The sequence below is a fragment of the Streptococcus sp. SS-4456 genome, from assembly GCF_036680365.1.
Lineage (GTDB): Bacteria > Bacillota > Bacilli > Lactobacillales > Streptococcaceae > Streptococcus.
On record NZ_JAVIHI010000009.1, the window covers coordinates 20840 to 36871 of the forward strand.

The window sequence follows — 16032 nt, forward strand, 5'->3', positions numbered from 1 at the left end:
TGAAAAAATACCCTGCTCATTTAAAATCAGTTGAAATTCCTAGGGATTTTTGTTACACTAGAATGAAAGATTTTAAAGGAGATATCATGAAAGAGCGAGGCTTACTCATCGTATTTTCCGGCCCGTCGGGAGTTGGGAAGGGAACGGTTCGAAAGGAAATTTTCGAGAGTTCGGATAATAAATTTGAATATTCTGTGTCCATGACGACACGTCCACAGAGACCTGGAGAGGTTGATGGGGTAGATTATTTCTTCCGTAGCCGTGAGGAGTTTGAGGATTTGATTCGTCAGGGTCAGATGTTGGAATATGCTGAGTATGTTGGCAATTACTATGGAACTCCTTTGACCTATGTCAATCAAACACTTGATAAGGGTATTGATGTTTTCTTGGAAATTGAAGTACAGGGAGCTCTTCAAGTCAAGAAAAAGGTTCCAGATGGAGTTTTCATCTTCTTGACGCCACCAGATTTAGAAGAATTGCAAGACCGCTTGGTTGGTCGTGGGACAGACAGTGAGGAAGTCATTGCGCAACGTATCGAACGTGCCAAGGAAGAGATTGCCCTCATGCGTGAGTATGACTATGCGGTTGTCAATGATGAAGTTCCTTTGGCAGCAGAACGTGTCAAACGCATTATCGAAGCAGAGCATTTCCGTGTCGATCGCGTAATCGGTCGTTATGATGAAATGATTCGTGATGTGAACAAGTAATAGAACCTTAATAGAAAGTAGAGAATAGAACTATGATGTTGAAACCATCTATCGATACCTTGTTGGACAAGGTACCATCTAAATATTCCTTGGTTATTCTTGAGGCAAAACGTGCCCATGAATTGGAAGCTGGCGCAAAACCAACTCAAGACTTTACTTCCGTAAAGTCAACCCTTCGTGCTTTGGAAGAAATTGAATCAGGCAATGTGGTTATTCACCCAGATCCAGAAGCAAAACGTGAGGCAGTTCGTCGCCGTGCGGAAGAAGCGAAACGTCTGGCAGAAGAAGAAGAGAAGAAAATCAAAGAACAAATCGCCAAAGAAAAAGAAGAAGGCGAAAAGATTTAATAAAAAACTCGGTTGGGCTTGCCATCCGGGTTTCTTTTCACTCATGGACATTGAAAGAAAGGAGGTCCTATGTTAGCACAAGTTATTGTAGATGTCCCCTTGATGCAGACCGATCAAGCTTATTCTTATCGGATTCCTGCTGAGTTGGAAGAGGGGCTTATGGTTGGTGTACGAGTCCATGTCCCCTTTGGTAAGGGAAATCGGCTGATTCAAGGGATTGTAGTAGCATTGGTTGATGAAGAGGATGCACTTGATTTGCAGGATTTGAAAGAGATTGCGGAAGTCTTGGACTATAGTCCTGTTCTCAATCAAGAGCAATTTTGGTTGGCTGACCAGATGAGAAAGTCAGTCTTTTCCTACAAAATTACTCTCTTGAAGGCTATGTTGCCCAGCTTGCTCAATTCCACCTATGATAAATTGCTCAGACCGGGGCATGGCTTGGAAATGGCAGAGCAGATTAGTCTGTTTGGTGATAAGGAGCAAATCCGTTTTTCTGACTTGGACGTGAAAGAGCAAGGGAAAATTATGCGTCTGGCCCAGTCAGGGAAAATCTTGGTGGATTATGTGGCCAAGGATAAAAAGCAAATCAAGACAGAAAAATGGTACCGGGTTTGTCTAGATAAATTGCAGGATGCAGATATTAGCAATCGGGCTAAAAAACGGCAGCGATTAAGAGAATTTCTGCTGGAACACTCGGAAGACCAGCTCCTTTTAAATCTAAAATCGGATTATTCAGCTGATACGCTCCGCTATTTTCAAGAAAAAGGCTTTATTGAAGTCAGGGAGGAGGAAGTTTCGCGGACTCAGGGAGTTTTTGATAAGGTGGAAAAAACGCAAGCCTTGGAATTGAATCCAGAGCAGGCGATTGCGGTTCGTGAGATTGTGGCCTCTATCGGTCAGGAAAGTCAGACATTTCTACTGCAAGGAGTGACAGGTTCTGGGAAGACGGAGGTTTATCTGCAAGTCATTGACCGGGTCTTGAAAATGGGAAAAACCGCTATTATGCTAGTACCTGAAATTTCCTTGACCCCTCAGATGACCAATCGCTTCATCTCTCGCTTTGGTCAGAAAGTCGCCATTCTCCACTCTGGACTGTCGGATGGAGAGAAGTATGACGAGTGGAGAAAGATTGAGGCAGGCAATGCCCAGGTGGTTGTCGGGGCTCGATCGGCTATCTTTGCTCCTCTGACCAATTTGGGTGTTATCATCATTGATGAGGAGCATGAGGCGACCTACAAGCAGGACAGCAATCCACGCTATCATGCGCGTGATGTGGCAAAGTTGCGGGCAGACTACAATCGGGCTACTTTGGTTTTGGGGTCAGCTACGCCTAGCCTTGAATCACGGGCTCGGGCTAGTCGAGGAGTCTATGGAAGACTGACTCTTAACCAGAGGGCCAATCCCTTGGCTCGTATTCCAGAAGTAGAAGTTGTGGATTTCCGTGATTACATCGGTCAGCAGGAGGCTAGTAATTTTACCCCTGTTTTAATTGACAAGATTAGAGAAAAGTTGGCTCGTAAGGAACAGGTTGTTCTCATGTTAAATCGGCGTGGCTATTCTTCTTTTGTCATGTGTCGGGATTGTGGGACTGTGGACCAGTGTCCTAACTGTGATATTTCCCTAACGCTTCACATGGATACAAAAACCATGAATTGCCATTACTGTGGTTTTCAAAAAGGAATTCCCCAGATTTGTCCAAACTGCCAGAGTTCCTCTATTCGTTACTATGGAACTGGTACGCAAAAGGCCTACGATGAATTACAGGAGCTCTTGCCAGAGGCTAGAATTTTGCGGATGGATGTAGATACCACCAAGAAAAAAGGAGCTCACGAAGACTTGCTCGAACGGTTTGGGCGAGGGGAAGCGGATATTCTTCTGGGAACCCAGATGATTGCCAAGGGCTTGGATTTTCCAAATGTAACGCTGGTTGGGGTGCTCAATGCTGATACGGCCCTGAATTTGCCTGATTTTCGGTCTTCTGAGCGAACCTTCCAGTTGCTGACTCAGGTAGCTGGTCGGGCAGGTCGAGCTGATAAGGAAGGAGAGGTCCTGATTCAGACCTACAACCCAAATCATTATGCCATTGCTTTTGCCAAAGAGCAGGACTATGAAGGTTTCTATCGCTATGAGATGGGCATTCGGAAAAATCTTGGCTATCCGCCATATTATTTTACAGTTGGTCTAACCTTTTCGCACAAGTCGGAAGAATTTGTCGTGAAAAAAGCCTATGAGACAGTTGCCTTTCTCCGTCAACACTTAACGGATGCTATTCAAATTTTGGGACCAACGCCCAAGCCCATTGCTAGAACACATAATCTCTACCATTACCAGATTATCTTGAAATACCGTTATGAAGACAGATTGGAAGAGGTGCTTAATCAGATTTTGGATTGGACGCAGGAGAGAGAGAACCAAGATTTGCGATTGATTATTGATAATGAACCGCAGAATATGATGTAAGGTCTGGATAGGCCTTGCATTTTTTGATTTTATTCAGCAGTTTCACCCTAAATTAAGAAAAAAATAAGCAAAAATGGTATAATTAAGGGATAATAGAATTAGTAGAAACCTTATAGAGTAAAGGAGATGAGAAAGCAAAGATGACAAAGTTGATTTTTATGGGAACACCAGCATTTTCAGCAACAGTCTTAAAAGGTCTTTTGGCGGATGACCAGTATGAAATCCTGGCTGTTGTTACCCAGCCTGATCGAGCTGTTGGTCGTAAAAAAGTCATCCAAATGACACCTGTGAAAGAAGTAGCCTTGGAGCATGATTTACCAGTCTTTCAGCCAGAAAAGTTATCAGGAAGTCATGAAATGGCTGACCTGATGGACTTGGGTGCAGACGGGATTGTGACAGCTGCATTTGGACAATTCTTACCGACTAAATTACTGGACTCAGTTGACTTTGCGGTCAATGTTCATGCCTCTCTTCTTCCTAAATACCGTGGCGGTGCCCCTATTCATTATGCTCTAATTAACGGTGATAAACGTGCCGGCGTAACCATCATGGAAATGGTTAAGGAAATGGATGCTGGTGACATGATTTCTAGCGATAGCATTGCTATTGAAGAAACAGATAATGTTGGCACCTTGTTTGAAAAGTTGGCTGTTGTTGGACGGGATTTGCTATTGCAAACCTTGCCAGCCTATATTGCTGGGGATGTGAAGCCAGTAGCCCAAAATCCAGAACAAGTGACTTTCTCGCCAAATATTCAGCCAGAAGAAGAAGTGCTTGATTGGAACAAGTCAGCCCGTCAACTCTTCAATCAGATTCGCGGTATGTACCCATGGCCAGTTGCCCACACCTATTGGCAAGGCGAACGGTTTAAAATTCAAGAAGCAGTTGAAGTGGCTGGTTCCGGTCCAGTCGGTCAAGTGATTGCTCGAAGTAAGAAAGAATTGGTCGTTGCAACAGGTCTGGGAGCCCTTTCACTGAAAACTGTCCAGCCAGCTGGTAAGCCAAAAATGACCATTGCAGACTTTTTAAATGGTGCAGGTCGAGAGATTGTAGTAGGAGATCAATTTGGTGGTTAATAAACATGAAACAGCCAGAAGTCTAGCCTTATCTGTACTGGAAGACGTCTTTGAACAAGGAGCTTACTCGAATATCGCTCTCAATAAGGCCCTAGAATCTTCTCGTTTATCTGTACAGGACAGGGGATTGACGACGGAGCTAGTCTATGGGACAGTTTCTCGTAAAATCACGCTAGAGTGGTACTTGGCGCATTTTATCGAAGATAGAGAAAAGTTGGACACTTGGGTCTACTATCTCCTCATGTTGAGCCTCTACCAGATGCTTTATTTGGATAAACTTCCAACTCATGCAGTTGTCAACGAGGCGGTTAATATTGCCAAGCGAAAGCCTGGAACTGACAAATTTGTCAATGCCATTTTGCGTAAGCTTAGTCAGGATTCCTTGCCGAAACCTGCAGATATTAAAAGAAAGAACAAACGTCTATCCGTTCAGTATTCTGTGCCAGTTTGGTTGGTCCAAACCTTGATTGCAGAATATGGCGATGAACGTGCAGAGAAGATTTTCCAAAGTCTGCATATTCGGAATAAGGCTAGCGTACGCGTGACGGATGGTCAACAAGTGGAGCAATTGGCAGAGGAATTAGGTGCCCAACATTCGCTGTTATCGCCAGTTGGATTGGTTAAATCCCATGGACATTTTGCGGCTACGGATTACTTTAAAGAAGGGCTAATTACCATTCAAGATGAAACCAGTCAGTTGGTGGCACCGACTTTGAAGCTTCAAGGAGATGAAACAATCTTGGATGCCTGTGCAGCCCCTGGTGGAAAAACCTGTCACATGGCCAGCTATTTAACAAGTGGTAAAGTTATTGCCCTTGATTTATACGAGCATAAACTGACCTTGATTGAAGCAAATGCCAAACGATTAGGGCTAGTAGATAAGATTGAAACCAAACGTTTGGATGCCAGTCGTGTTCATGAGGAATTTGGTCCAGATACCTTTGATAAAATCCTAGTGGATGCCCCATGTTCAGGTATTGGACTCATTCGACGTAAGCCTGATATTCGTTACAACAAGGCGGCTATGGATTTTGATTCGCTTAAATCCATTCAATTACAAATACTGGATAGCGTTTGTCAAAGCCTAAAAATCGGTGGTATAATTACCTATAGCACCTGTACGATTATTGCTAAGGAAAATCAAGAGGTTATTGACGAGTTTTTACAAACCCATCCCAATTTTGAGCAGGTTCTGTTAGAACATCCGCGAGCAGATATTATGGTGGATGGCTGCCTGTTGATTACCCCTGAACAATACCAGACGGATGGATTTTTCATTGGTCAATTTAGAAGAAAATCCTAGAATAAGAGGAGGAAGTTGCTTAGCAACGAGAGAAAATTATGGAAATTGCATTACTTACTGATGTTGGACAAAAACGTTCGAACAACCAAGATTATATCAACTGTTATAAGAACCGTGCAGGTATCGACTTGGTGGTCTTGGCAGATGGTATGGGCGGACACCGTGCAGGTCATATTGCTAGTGAAATGGCTGCAACTGATTTGGGCGCTGCTTGGGTCGATACACAATTGGTAACCTTGAATGATGTCCGTGAATGGTTGATTGCTATTATTGATGCAGAAAACCAAAAAATCCATGAACTTGGGCAAACGGAAGAATATCGAGGAATGGGAACGACGCTAGAAGCAGTTGTGGTGATTGACAATCAGATGATTTATGCCCACGTTGGCGATTCCCGAATTGGTCTGGTTCGTGATGGGGAATATACCCGCTTAACCAATGATCATTCATTGGTAGGTGCCTTGGTTCGTGCAGGTCAATTGACAGAAGAAGAAGCTCTTCGGCATCCGCAGAAAAATATTGTGACCCAGTCTATTGGACAGGCAGATCCGATTGAGCCAGATATTGCCTTGAAAACTCTGGAAGTTGGTGATTACGTTCTGATTAACAGCGATGGTCTGACCAACATGGTATCTGCAGAAGATATCCGCGATATTATAGTGAGCGGTGTTTCACTGGAAAGTAAGGCAGAAACCCTGGTACGTTTCGCTAATAATGCAGGAGGTTTGGATAATATTACAGTAGGTCTACTTCATATTACAGAGGAGGCTAGGTAATGATTCAAATCGGTAAGATCTTTGCTGGACGGTATCGGATTGTCCGGCAAATTGGTCGAGGCGGGATGGCGGATGTCTACCTGGCTAGGGATTTGATACTGGATGGAGAAGAAGTGGCTGTTAAGGTCCTTCGCACCAACTATCAGACTGACCAGATTGCCATCCAGCGTTTCCAGCGGGAAGCGCGTGCTATGGCGGACCTGGATCACCCAAATATTGTTCGTATTTCGGACATTGGTGAGGAAGATGGTCAACAGTATCTAGCCATGGAATACATCAATGGCCTTGACTTGAAACGCTATATCAAGGAGAATGCTCCTCTTTCAAATGATGTAGCAGTTCGTATCATGGGACAAATTCTCCTAGCTATGCGAATGGCCCATACTCGTGGTATTGTCCATAGGGACTTGAAACCTCAGAATGTTATCTTGACATCAAGTGGTGCCGCTAAGGTAACGGACTTCGGTATTGCAGTTGCCTTTGCGGAAACCAGTTTGACCCAAACCAACTCCATGCTGGGCTCTGTCCACTATCTTTCACCGGAGCAGGCGCGTGGTTCTAAAGCAACTATTCAAAGTGACATCTATGCAATGGGGATTATTTTGTTTGAGATGTTGACCGGCCGTATCCCTTATGATGGGGATAGTGCGGTGACCATTGCTCTCCAGCATTTCCAAAAACCACTGCCATCCGTTAGGGAAGAGAATGCGAATGTCCCTCAGGCTTTGGAAAATGTAGTCTTAAAAGCGACAGCTAAAAAATTAAGTGAGCGCTATAAGTCTGTTGCAGAAATGTACACAGACCTAGCCTCATCCTTGTCCTTGGATCGTAGGAATGAACCAAAAATTGTTTTAGAAGAGAACAAGGTTGATACAAAAACCTTGCCTAAGTTATCTCAGGCAAATGTTGATATCAAGCCAACGGCTAGTGCAGAGGCTGTCAAAACTAAGGCTGGTAAACAGCCGACAGGTAAGCAGGACAACTTGAAACAAAAAGCAGTTGCTAAACCAGTAGCCAAGGCTAGACAAGGGGTTCGAACTCGTTTCAAAGTCTTATTTGGTGTATTCCTTTTGACCCTCATGGCAGTTGGTTTTATATTCTTCAACTCACCAAAAACGGTTACGGTGCCGAATGTAGCGGGACAAACTGTTGAAAAGGCACAAGAGATGATTGAAGTAGCTGGATTGGAAGTAGGTAATGTCACAAAAGAAGCAACCAATGAAGTGGCTGAAGGGTTGGTTATTCGGACTTCTCCAGGCGCTAATTCTTCCAAACGCCAGGGAAGCAAGGTTGACCTGATTATTGCTACTGCTGCTATGGTTGTCATTCCAGATGTCAGTGGTAAAGACCAGGCTACTGCTCAACAAGAATTGGAAACGCTCGGATTACAGGTTTCTGTTAAAGAGGAATATAGCCTAACAGTTGATAGAGGCCTAGTCATTAAGACAGATCCACAAGTCAATGCATCAGCTGAAAAAGGTAGTAGCATCACACTCTACGTTTCTAAAGGAGTTGTGGTACCAAATGTGATTGGAAGAAGCCAGGAATCAGCTACCCAAATGCTTCAAGATGCAGGTTTCTACATCGGAACTGTTACACAGGTCTATAGTTCATCTGTCGAGACTGGTCAAGTCATTAGTACAGATCCAGTAGCTGATACTGAACTTGAAAGAGGATCAGTCATCAATCTTGAAGTATCCAAAGGCAAGGAATTGATTATGCCTGATTTGACTTCTGGTCACATAACCTATTCACAAGCAAGTAGCCAACTGCAAACCTTGGGTGTCAAGGTTGCCAATATCGAAAAACAGGAGGATAGGAGTTACTATTCAACTACAAGTGATATTGTTATTGGTCAATATCCAGCAGCAGGTAGTACTATCGAGGGGACCGTTACTCTTTATGTATCGGTAGCCTCAGCTACTACTAGCTCAGAGAGTTCTTCAACTAGCTCAACAGCAAGCAGTATATCTCCTTCTAGTTCATCTTCTGCTTCTACATCAGATAGTGGGCAGTAGTTTATAGGGTTCCACACTACTTGGTAATCATGGTCAAGTTTTTCTGTTTCACCTTGCTCAAAGGTGTAGATGGACTTATTGGACCGATTTCTTGCATTCAATAAACCACTTGGACTTGGGTTCTTCTAGTAAGAAGATCTCAGGTCCTTTTTGCTAACATAGGATAAACTTGTAGTATTTCCTACCCTGGTCGGAGTTCTTTTATCTAAAATTTGTTACAATAGTAAGGAAAGGATGCGATTATGAGGAAAGTTCAATTTTTTCTGTTGATAGAAAGTATGCTTTTTACTATGGCAGCTTTTGATGTCGTTGCCAATGAGGCCAGTCGGACCTTGTTGCTCTTCTCAGCCTTGCTCTTACTGGCCTGGTATTTTCTAGGCCGGCGTTTAAATAGTGTCTTATTAGTCAGCTCGCTGTCATTGGTATTTCTGGTCTTTGTTTTAAATCCCTACTTCATCATAGGGGTTATGCTTCTGGTTGTTTATATGTTTGTCAATTTCTTCTCACGTTATGAGAAACGCAATCAGTACACTCAGATAGTATTTACTGACTATGCCTTACAGGTGCAAAAAGAAAAGAATAGGTGGTTTGGAAATCATGATCATTCTCAAGATCGTTTTGGTTTTGAGGATATCAATATTGTCCGTTTGTTTGGCAATGATGTAGTTGATTTGGATAAGACAGTCTTGGTAGGGCGTGATAATATTGTCGTCATTCGAAAAACTTTTGGCAGGACAAAAATTATCGTTCCTATTGATGTAGAGGTTTCTTTATCAGCGACTAGTATCTATGGTAGGGTTAATTTTTTGGGACAATCCCAATGGGATCTCCGGAATGAGAGTATAGCTATCAATAGTCCAGACTATCAAGAATCCCATAAACGCGTTAAGGTAGTGACGAATAATATTTTCGGAGATGTGGAGGTGGTTCGCGTATGAGAAAACGTACCTATTTCCTCCTGGCTTGGTTTGCCAGTCTGATTGTATTTGTGGTTATTTCCTCTACCCTACCCCTCCTCAACCATTCGCTCTTGGATGTCAATCTGTGGACATCTACGGAACAACTTGTTTTTACTCTCATTCTTCTGGTTATCGTACTGACCCTCTTTTTAGCAGTCATGGTTCAAACGGTTAGTCTGGCTTCGACTCAGGTTATGCGAGCAAAGTTACAGGCTATTTTGAAAAATAAAAGTATCCGAACAGATAGTGAAAATGATCAACTCTTACTCCAGTTGTCTGATAAGGTGAGGACGTTGACCCGTCAAGTCCAGTTGGTGGACAATCAAGACTTGGTTAAGAGAGAGGAAATTGTGGAGGGCGAACGAAAACGGATTGCCAGAGATTTGCATGATACGGTTAGTCAGGAATTGTTTGCGACTAGTATGATTTTATCGGGTCTGTCCTCTAGTTTACCTAATCTGCCCCAGGAAACCTTGCAGGAGCAGTTGGTTTTGGTCAAGGATATGATTGAGTCTGCCCAGAGGGATTTGCGAATCTTGCTACTTCATCTCCGACCAAGTGAGCTAGAGGGCAAGAACTTGGTAGAAGGCTTCGAACTCATTTTACGAGAGGTTAGTGATAAGAGCAATATCATCGTCCATTTTCAACACGAAGTAGAAGAGTTACCAAAACTGATAGAAGAGCACCTCTTCCGTATTGCCCAGGAAATTATCAGCAATACTCTCCGTCATGCCAAGGCCAAGCATCTGGATGTTTACCTCATCCAAAAAGAAACAGAGTTACAGCTAAAAATGACGGATGATGGTGTTGGTTTCAAGCAAGAGGAAGGCGGCGATCTTAGTTATGGCTTGCAAAATATTCGGGAACGAGTGGAAGATATGGCAGGAAGCATTCAGATCCGTTCAGCCTTGAATAAGGGTGTTGCCATTGATATTCGTATCCCATTATTGAAAGGAAAAGAAGATGAATACGATTCGAGTGATGCTAGTTGACGATCATGAAATGGTTCGTCTAGGTTTAAAAAGCTATTTAAATTTACAGGCAGATGTGGAAGTTGTAGCAGAAGCTAGCGATGGTGAAGAGGGGCTGAGAAAGGCCCTTGAAGTCAAGCCAGATGTGGTGGTCATGGACTTGGTTATGCCAAAGATGACAGGTGTAGAAGCTACCTTAGCTCTTCTTAAGGAATGGCCTCAAGCACAGATTGTCATTTTGACTTCCTACCTTGACAACGAGAAAATTTATCCAGTTCTAGAAGCAGGTGCCAAAGGCTATATGTTAAAAACCTCTAGTGCGGATGAGATTTTAACAGCCATTCGCAAGGTGGCGCGTGGGGAATTTGCTATTGAAACAGAGGTGGAGAAAAAGGTGGAGCACCATAAACGCCACCCAGACTTGCATGACGACCTAACGGCCCGTGAACGTGAAATTCTGACCCTATTAGCCAAGGGCTATGACAACCAACGGATTGCGGATGAGTCCTTCATTTCCTTGAAAACCGTAAAAACCCACGTTTCAAATATCCTATCCAAACTGGCTGTCAGCGACAGAACACAAGCAGTTGTATATGCCTTCCAACATGGACTGGTAGCACAAGAGGAAGAATAATGGTATAATGAGTACTAGTTAGTTTCCAGAAAGGATGCCTAAATAGTGGATGCAAAATTAAAATATAAAGCAAAAAAAATAAAGATTGTCTTTTTTGATATTGACGATACCTTGCGTGTCAAGAATACAGGCTATATTCCTGATTCCATTCAACAAGTTTTTAAATCCTTGAAAGAAAAGGGGATTTTAACCGGAATAGCATCTGGTCGGACACCCTATGGTTTGGTGCCAGAAATTAAGGCACTCCAGCCAGATTTCTTTGCTATGATAAACGGTTCCTATGTTGAAGATGCCAAAGGAAAGCTTGTTCATCACCAACCGATTCCTCAGGACCTAGTAGAAAAAGTAATCGCATGGACCAAGGAAGTTGGTATCGAATATGGTTTACTGGGTAGCCAAAAAGGAACCTTGTCTACTCGTACAGAACGAATTAGTCAGGTGATTGATTTAATTTACGAAGGCTTGGAAACAGACCCAGACTTTTATAAAGACAATGCCATTTATCAGATGTTGACCTTTGAGAAGGATGGACAGGAAGTTGAATTACCAGAAGACTTGCAAAATGATTTACGTACGGTTCGTTGGGATGCTATCTCATCGGATATTGTCCTAAAAGACTCCTCTAAGGCTGCTGGTGTGGCTAAAGTAGTTGAAAAACTTGGTTTGAAACCTGAAAATGTCCTCGTTTTTGGTGACGGACTAAATGACATTGAATTGTTTGACTATGCAGGGATTAGCATTGCTATGGGGCATTCCCATCCAGAATTGCAAAAGCGCGCAGATTATATTACAAAAAAAGTAGAAGAAGATGGCATTTTTGATGCCTTGGAGAAATTAGGTTTGGTAGAAAAAGAAAAATACTTCCCACAATTAGATTTGGAGCAATTTGAAGGACCGGTAGCTCGTATTAAGACCAATCACGGTGAGCTAACCCTAAAACTCTTCCCGGAAATTGCTCCTAAGACAGTAGCTAACTTTATCGCTCTGTCTAAGGATGGTTACTATGATGGCATTATTTTCCATCGAATTATCAAGGATTTCATGATTCAAGGTGGTGACCCAACTGGTACAGGTATGGGTGGAGAGTCCATTTATGGAGAGTCCTTTGAAGATGAGTTTTCAATGGAAGCCTTCAATCTTCGTGGTGCCTTGTCTATGGCCAATGCAGGACCGAACACCAATGGAAGCCAGTTCTTTATCGTTCAAAATCAAAACTTCCCTTACAATGCCAAAGAGTTAGAGCGTGGTGGCTGGCCAAAAGAAATTGCAGCGGCCTATGTTGAAAATGGGGGGACGCCGCATTTAGACCAACGCCATACCGTATTCGGTCACCTAGCTAATGAAGCATCATTTACAGTACTTGATGCAATAGCTGAGGTTGATACAGATTCAGCAGACCGCCCACTTGAAGATGTGGTGATTGAAACCATCGAAATTGAGGATTAAGATGAGGATTGGTGATAAGATCAAAGGAACGGTATCGGGAATTCAACCCTACGGAGCCTTTGTAGATTTAGAAAATGGCACGACAGGTTTGATCCATATTTCCGAAATCAAGACAGGTTTTGTGGATAACATCTACGACCATGTCAAGATTGGTCAAGAGGTCTTGGTACAGGTGGTTGATTTTGATGAATACACAGAAAAAGCCAGCCTATCTATACGAACGCTTGAAGAAGAACACCAAAAAATTCCTCGACACCACAGATTTACCAATGAACGAAACAAAATTGGTTTTGCCCCCCTGTCAAAAAGTCTACCAAAGTGGATAAAGGAATCGAAAAACTATCTCAAAGAACAAAAAGAAAAGAAGGTTTAGGGAAGAACTCCCGACCTTCTTTTGCTTTGTATTAATTATCAAATTCATAGAGGGCAGTAGACAAGTAACGCTCCCCGTTATCTGCCAAAATAGCCAACACTTTTTTACCAGCACCCAATTCTTTCGCAACTTCGATAGCTGCGTGGATAGCTGCACCAGATGATATACCAACAAGGAAGCCTTCCTGTCCACCGATTGCACGACCAGTAGCCAGAGCATCATCAGATTTAACACGGATAATACCGTCGTAGGCTGCCGTATCGAGTGTATCAGGGATGAAACCAGCTGAAATTCCTTGGATTTTGTGAGGCCCAGGAGCTTCACCGGATAGGACTGCTGACTCATCAGCTTCTACGGCATAGATGGCAATGTTTGGATTAGCTGTTTTCAAAACATGAGAAACACCTGATACGGTACCACCAGTACCGACACCAGATACAAAGGCATCCAGACCAGTTGCACCAAAGTCTTCCAAAATTTCCTGTCCTGTTGTATCTTCATGAACTTTTGGGTTGGATGGATTGGCAAACTGGAATGGCACCCAGCCATTTTTCTCTTCGGCAATTTCTTTTGCCTTGGCGATGGCACCCTTCATACCTTCACTACCAGGTGTCAAGACAAGCTCAGCACCATAAGCCTGAATAATCTTACGACGCTCAATACTCATGGTTTCAGGCATAACGATAATCACCTTGTAGCCCTTAGCTGCACCGATCCAAGCAAGTCCGATACCAGTATTCCCACTTGTCGGCTCAACGATAGTGTCGCCAGGCTTAATCGTACCGGCCTTTTCAGCATCTTCAATCATAGCCAAGGCAATCCGGTCTTTGACAGAAGAACCAGGGTTAAAAGCTTCTAACTTAACATAGACATCAGCAGCTCCCTCAGGAACAATATTGTTAAGCTTGATAATCGGAGTTTTTCCAACTAATTGCGTAATATTTTGATAAATAGCCATAAGGTACCTCCAAATCATGTTACCACTAGTATATAGCAGAAAAGCTAAAAAGTATAATATAAAAAAACTATCTTAGCGTTAAGAAAAAGCTATACCTAACCAATCATGGTATTTATGTAACAATTTGAAAACATTGATACTACTAGCTTTTTGAAAAAATGTTTATTGTTGATATTGTCATACCTCGGTGTAGTTGTCGGGGAATTGTCGGGAAGAAGTCGGGGAAAATTATAGAACTTTCTTGTCAAATAGATCGGTAACATTGTGTGCTCGTTCTTCTTTGATGTGAGTATATTGTTTGGTTGTTTGAAGGCTTGCATGTCCCAGGAAGTGCATGACATCTTCTGGTCTAGCTCCAGCAATGAGCGATTGAGTAGTAAAGAAGTGACGCATAATGTGTGGAGTGATATAGATACTACATTCCTCACTTACTCGTTTAAAAATTTTGTTTAAAAAAGCAGGTCTTTCCAAATAGTATTTATTATTCTTTATTCGGATGCTCAGGTAATCCTTTTCCTGCTCAACAATGACATCTGCTTTCTTTTTGACTTGTTTTGCTGTTTCCATGATCTGTAACAACAGCTCACTGCCTCTGTCATTTAAAACGATGTAACGCACAGAACTTTCTGTTTTCGTTCTTCCAGCGCCATCTTTTGTCCTGTTGGAACGAGAGTCTCTTATATTTAAGACTGCTCGATTATTCGAATCGAAAGTAACGTCCATGAACCTGATACCACAGACTTCCCCGCGTCTAAGTCCAAAAATAGTCAGGTAGACAAATGCAAAATGTGTGGTCGATAGTAATTCTTCTGCGGTTTTTATCCACGTTTGAAAATCATCGATTTTTAACTCTTTATTAAGAGGTCCTAATTCTGATTCCCCAAGATAAATACCAGACAATTTATTTTGTCTAAGATTTCCATTTTTGACAGCATCGTTTAAAATGGAATTCAAAAGTCGATTACTGGTAAGCACACTATTTCTGCGGTACTGGCCAAGCATTGCTGCCAGATGTTCTTCATAATCGTTGCGATTTATTTTTTTAAGCGGGAGGTTTCCCCACTTTTCTTTTATCATGGTACGATAAATGCCTGCGTTAGTGTAGATGGATGTATCATTCCATTGACCTGTTTTTTCTTTCTTTGCTGAGTAGATTTCCCAGTATTCATTTAAAGTCAGTTCTAGGTTGACATCCATTTCATCATGATAAATTCTTTCTTCAACATCCCTTAGAATTTTCTGGGCGTCCTTCAAGTTTCGTAGTCCGCTCTTGGTAAATTCTTTCTTGTCGCCATTAACAAAGTATCCTTTGCGGACATAGTAACGCAATCCTTTTTGGGTTTCGTAAGTAAAAATATTTGGGTATTTTGTTTTTGTATATTTCATTCTCTTTTCCTTTCTGTAAGACCAATCTGGACAAGGTTTTTTCGAAAGGATATTGGCATCACCTCCTTAAAGTGATATAATTAGAGTACGCAAAAGGTCCTGCTGAATAGCTGGTCTTTGCTTATTTGGTTACCCTACACTCAAGCTTGCCGGCGGAGAGTGTGGGGATTTTTTTGTTTTTTTGTAAAATAGCAAAAAAGCAGCCATGAAAAACATGACTGCCGTACGGTATGGGACTAAATCCCGAATGTAAACTTTATGAGGCTTTACCTCTAATACAGTCATATTTTATACTTTTTTTTGATTTTTGTAAAGTATTTTGGTTAGAAATACAATTCTTTAACTTTTGCGTTGATGGCGTCAAGAGTTTCTGGTGATACTTTTATCTTTCCTACAGGGTCTAAGGGGTTCTTTTTGAGTATCCTATCTTTGCTAACGGTTTGTAGGCTATCGCATTTTGCAAATGATTGTTTGAGGTATTTACCATAGTAGTCGATGACTTCTTTTAGATTTGAGATGGTGATCTGGAACTCTTCACTTGAAGTGTTTTCCTCAGTTATCTTCTGTTCTAGTTTAGCAAATTCTTTGTCTATGTACTTAGAGAATACGTATGCGACG

At 42.3% G+C, this 16032-nt stretch carries 14 protein-coding genes; 12 read left to right on the forward strand and 2 right to left on the reverse strand.

Features of this window, described 5'->3' with window-relative positions:
• The first annotated feature begins 86 nt into the window (after positions 1 to 86).
• From gmk to RFK25_RS04105, 12 genes are all read left to right on the forward strand, one after another.
• Positions 87 to 707, forward strand: coding sequence for a guanylate kinase (gene gmk / locus RFK25_RS04050; protein WP_043025413.1), 621 nt, complete (start codon positions 87 to 89; stop codon positions 705 to 707).
• A 32-nt stretch (positions 708 to 739) separates the two neighbouring features.
• On the forward strand, positions 740 to 1054 hold the full coding sequence (gene rpoZ, locus RFK25_RS04055; protein ID WP_172091773.1) for a DNA-directed RNA polymerase subunit omega: 315 nt from the start codon (positions 740 to 742) through the stop codon (positions 1052 to 1054).
• Positions 1055 to 1123: 69 nt separating this feature from the next.
• Positions 1124 to 3514 carry a primosomal protein N' gene (locus tag RFK25_RS04060; RefSeq protein WP_332411681.1) on the forward strand — a complete coding sequence of 797 codons (2391 nt, stop codon included), beginning with the start codon at positions 1124 to 1126 and terminating at the stop codon, positions 3512 to 3514.
• Positions 3515 to 3654: 140 nt separating this feature from the next.
• Positions 3655 to 4590: a methionyl-tRNA formyltransferase gene (gene fmt / locus RFK25_RS04065; protein WP_332411682.1), complete on the forward strand. Its 936-nt coding sequence runs from the start codon at positions 3655 to 3657 to the stop codon at positions 4588 to 4590.
• The gene (gene rsmB, locus RFK25_RS04070; protein WP_332411685.1) at positions 4580 to 5893 is read left to right on the forward strand and encodes a 16S rRNA (cytosine(967)-C(5))-methyltransferase RsmB; all 1314 of its coding nucleotides are present in this window, start codon (positions 4580 to 4582) and stop codon (positions 5891 to 5893) included. Before fmt ends, rsmB begins: the two co-directional genes overlap by 11 nt.
• Positions 5894 to 5931: 38 nt before the next feature.
• A complete protein-coding gene (locus tag RFK25_RS04075; protein WP_332411686.1) occupies positions 5932 to 6669 on the forward strand; it encodes a Stp1/IreP family PP2C-type Ser/Thr phosphatase in 738 nt (245 codons plus the stop codon).
• Positions 6669 to 8687, forward strand: coding sequence for a Stk1 family PASTA domain-containing Ser/Thr kinase (gene pknB, locus RFK25_RS04080; RefSeq protein WP_332411688.1), 2019 nt, complete (start codon positions 6669 to 6671; stop codon positions 8685 to 8687). The genes RFK25_RS04075 and pknB overlap by 1 nt, the downstream gene beginning before the upstream one ends.
• A gap of 242 nt (positions 8688 to 8929) precedes the next feature.
• Positions 8930 to 9625, forward strand: a complete 696-nt coding sequence (gene liaF, locus RFK25_RS04085; RefSeq protein ID WP_443035549.1) for a cell wall-active antibiotics response protein LiaF — start codon at positions 8930 to 8932, stop codon at positions 9623 to 9625.
• Positions 9622 to 10638: a sensor histidine kinase gene (locus RFK25_RS04090; RefSeq protein WP_332411691.1), complete on the forward strand. Its 1017-nt coding sequence runs from the start codon at positions 9622 to 9624 to the stop codon at positions 10636 to 10638. Before liaF ends, RFK25_RS04090 begins: the two co-directional genes overlap by 4 nt.
• Positions 10610 to 11251 carry a response regulator transcription factor gene (locus tag RFK25_RS04095; protein WP_105124382.1) on the forward strand — a complete coding sequence of 214 codons (642 nt, stop codon included), beginning with the start codon at positions 10610 to 10612 and terminating at the stop codon, positions 11249 to 11251. The genes RFK25_RS04090 and RFK25_RS04095 overlap by 29 nt, the downstream gene beginning before the upstream one ends.
• Before the next feature lie 45 nt (positions 11252 to 11296).
• Positions 11297 to 12697, forward strand: a complete 1401-nt coding sequence (locus tag RFK25_RS04100) for a bifunctional Cof-type HAD-IIB family hydrolase/peptidylprolyl isomerase (protein WP_332411692.1) — start codon at positions 11297 to 11299, stop codon at positions 12695 to 12697.
• Between the two features lies 1 nt (position 12698).
• Positions 12699 to 13070, forward strand: a complete 372-nt coding sequence (locus RFK25_RS04105) for a S1 RNA-binding domain-containing protein (RefSeq protein ID WP_332411693.1) — start codon at positions 12699 to 12701, stop codon at positions 13068 to 13070.
• Positions 13071 to 13101: 31 nt separating this feature from the next.
• Here RFK25_RS04105 and cysK read toward each other — a convergent pair whose 3' ends face one another.
• Positions 13102 to 14028, reverse strand: a complete 927-nt coding sequence (gene cysK, locus RFK25_RS04110; protein ID WP_332411695.1) for a cysteine synthase A — start codon at positions 14026 to 14028, stop codon at positions 13102 to 13104.
• A 228-nt stretch (positions 14029 to 14256) separates the two neighbouring features.
• On the reverse strand, positions 14257 to 15414 hold the full coding sequence (locus tag RFK25_RS04115; protein WP_332411696.1) for a tyrosine-type recombinase/integrase: 1158 nt from the start codon (positions 15412 to 15414) through the stop codon (positions 14257 to 14259).
• Positions 15415 to 16032 lie beyond the last annotated feature (618 nt).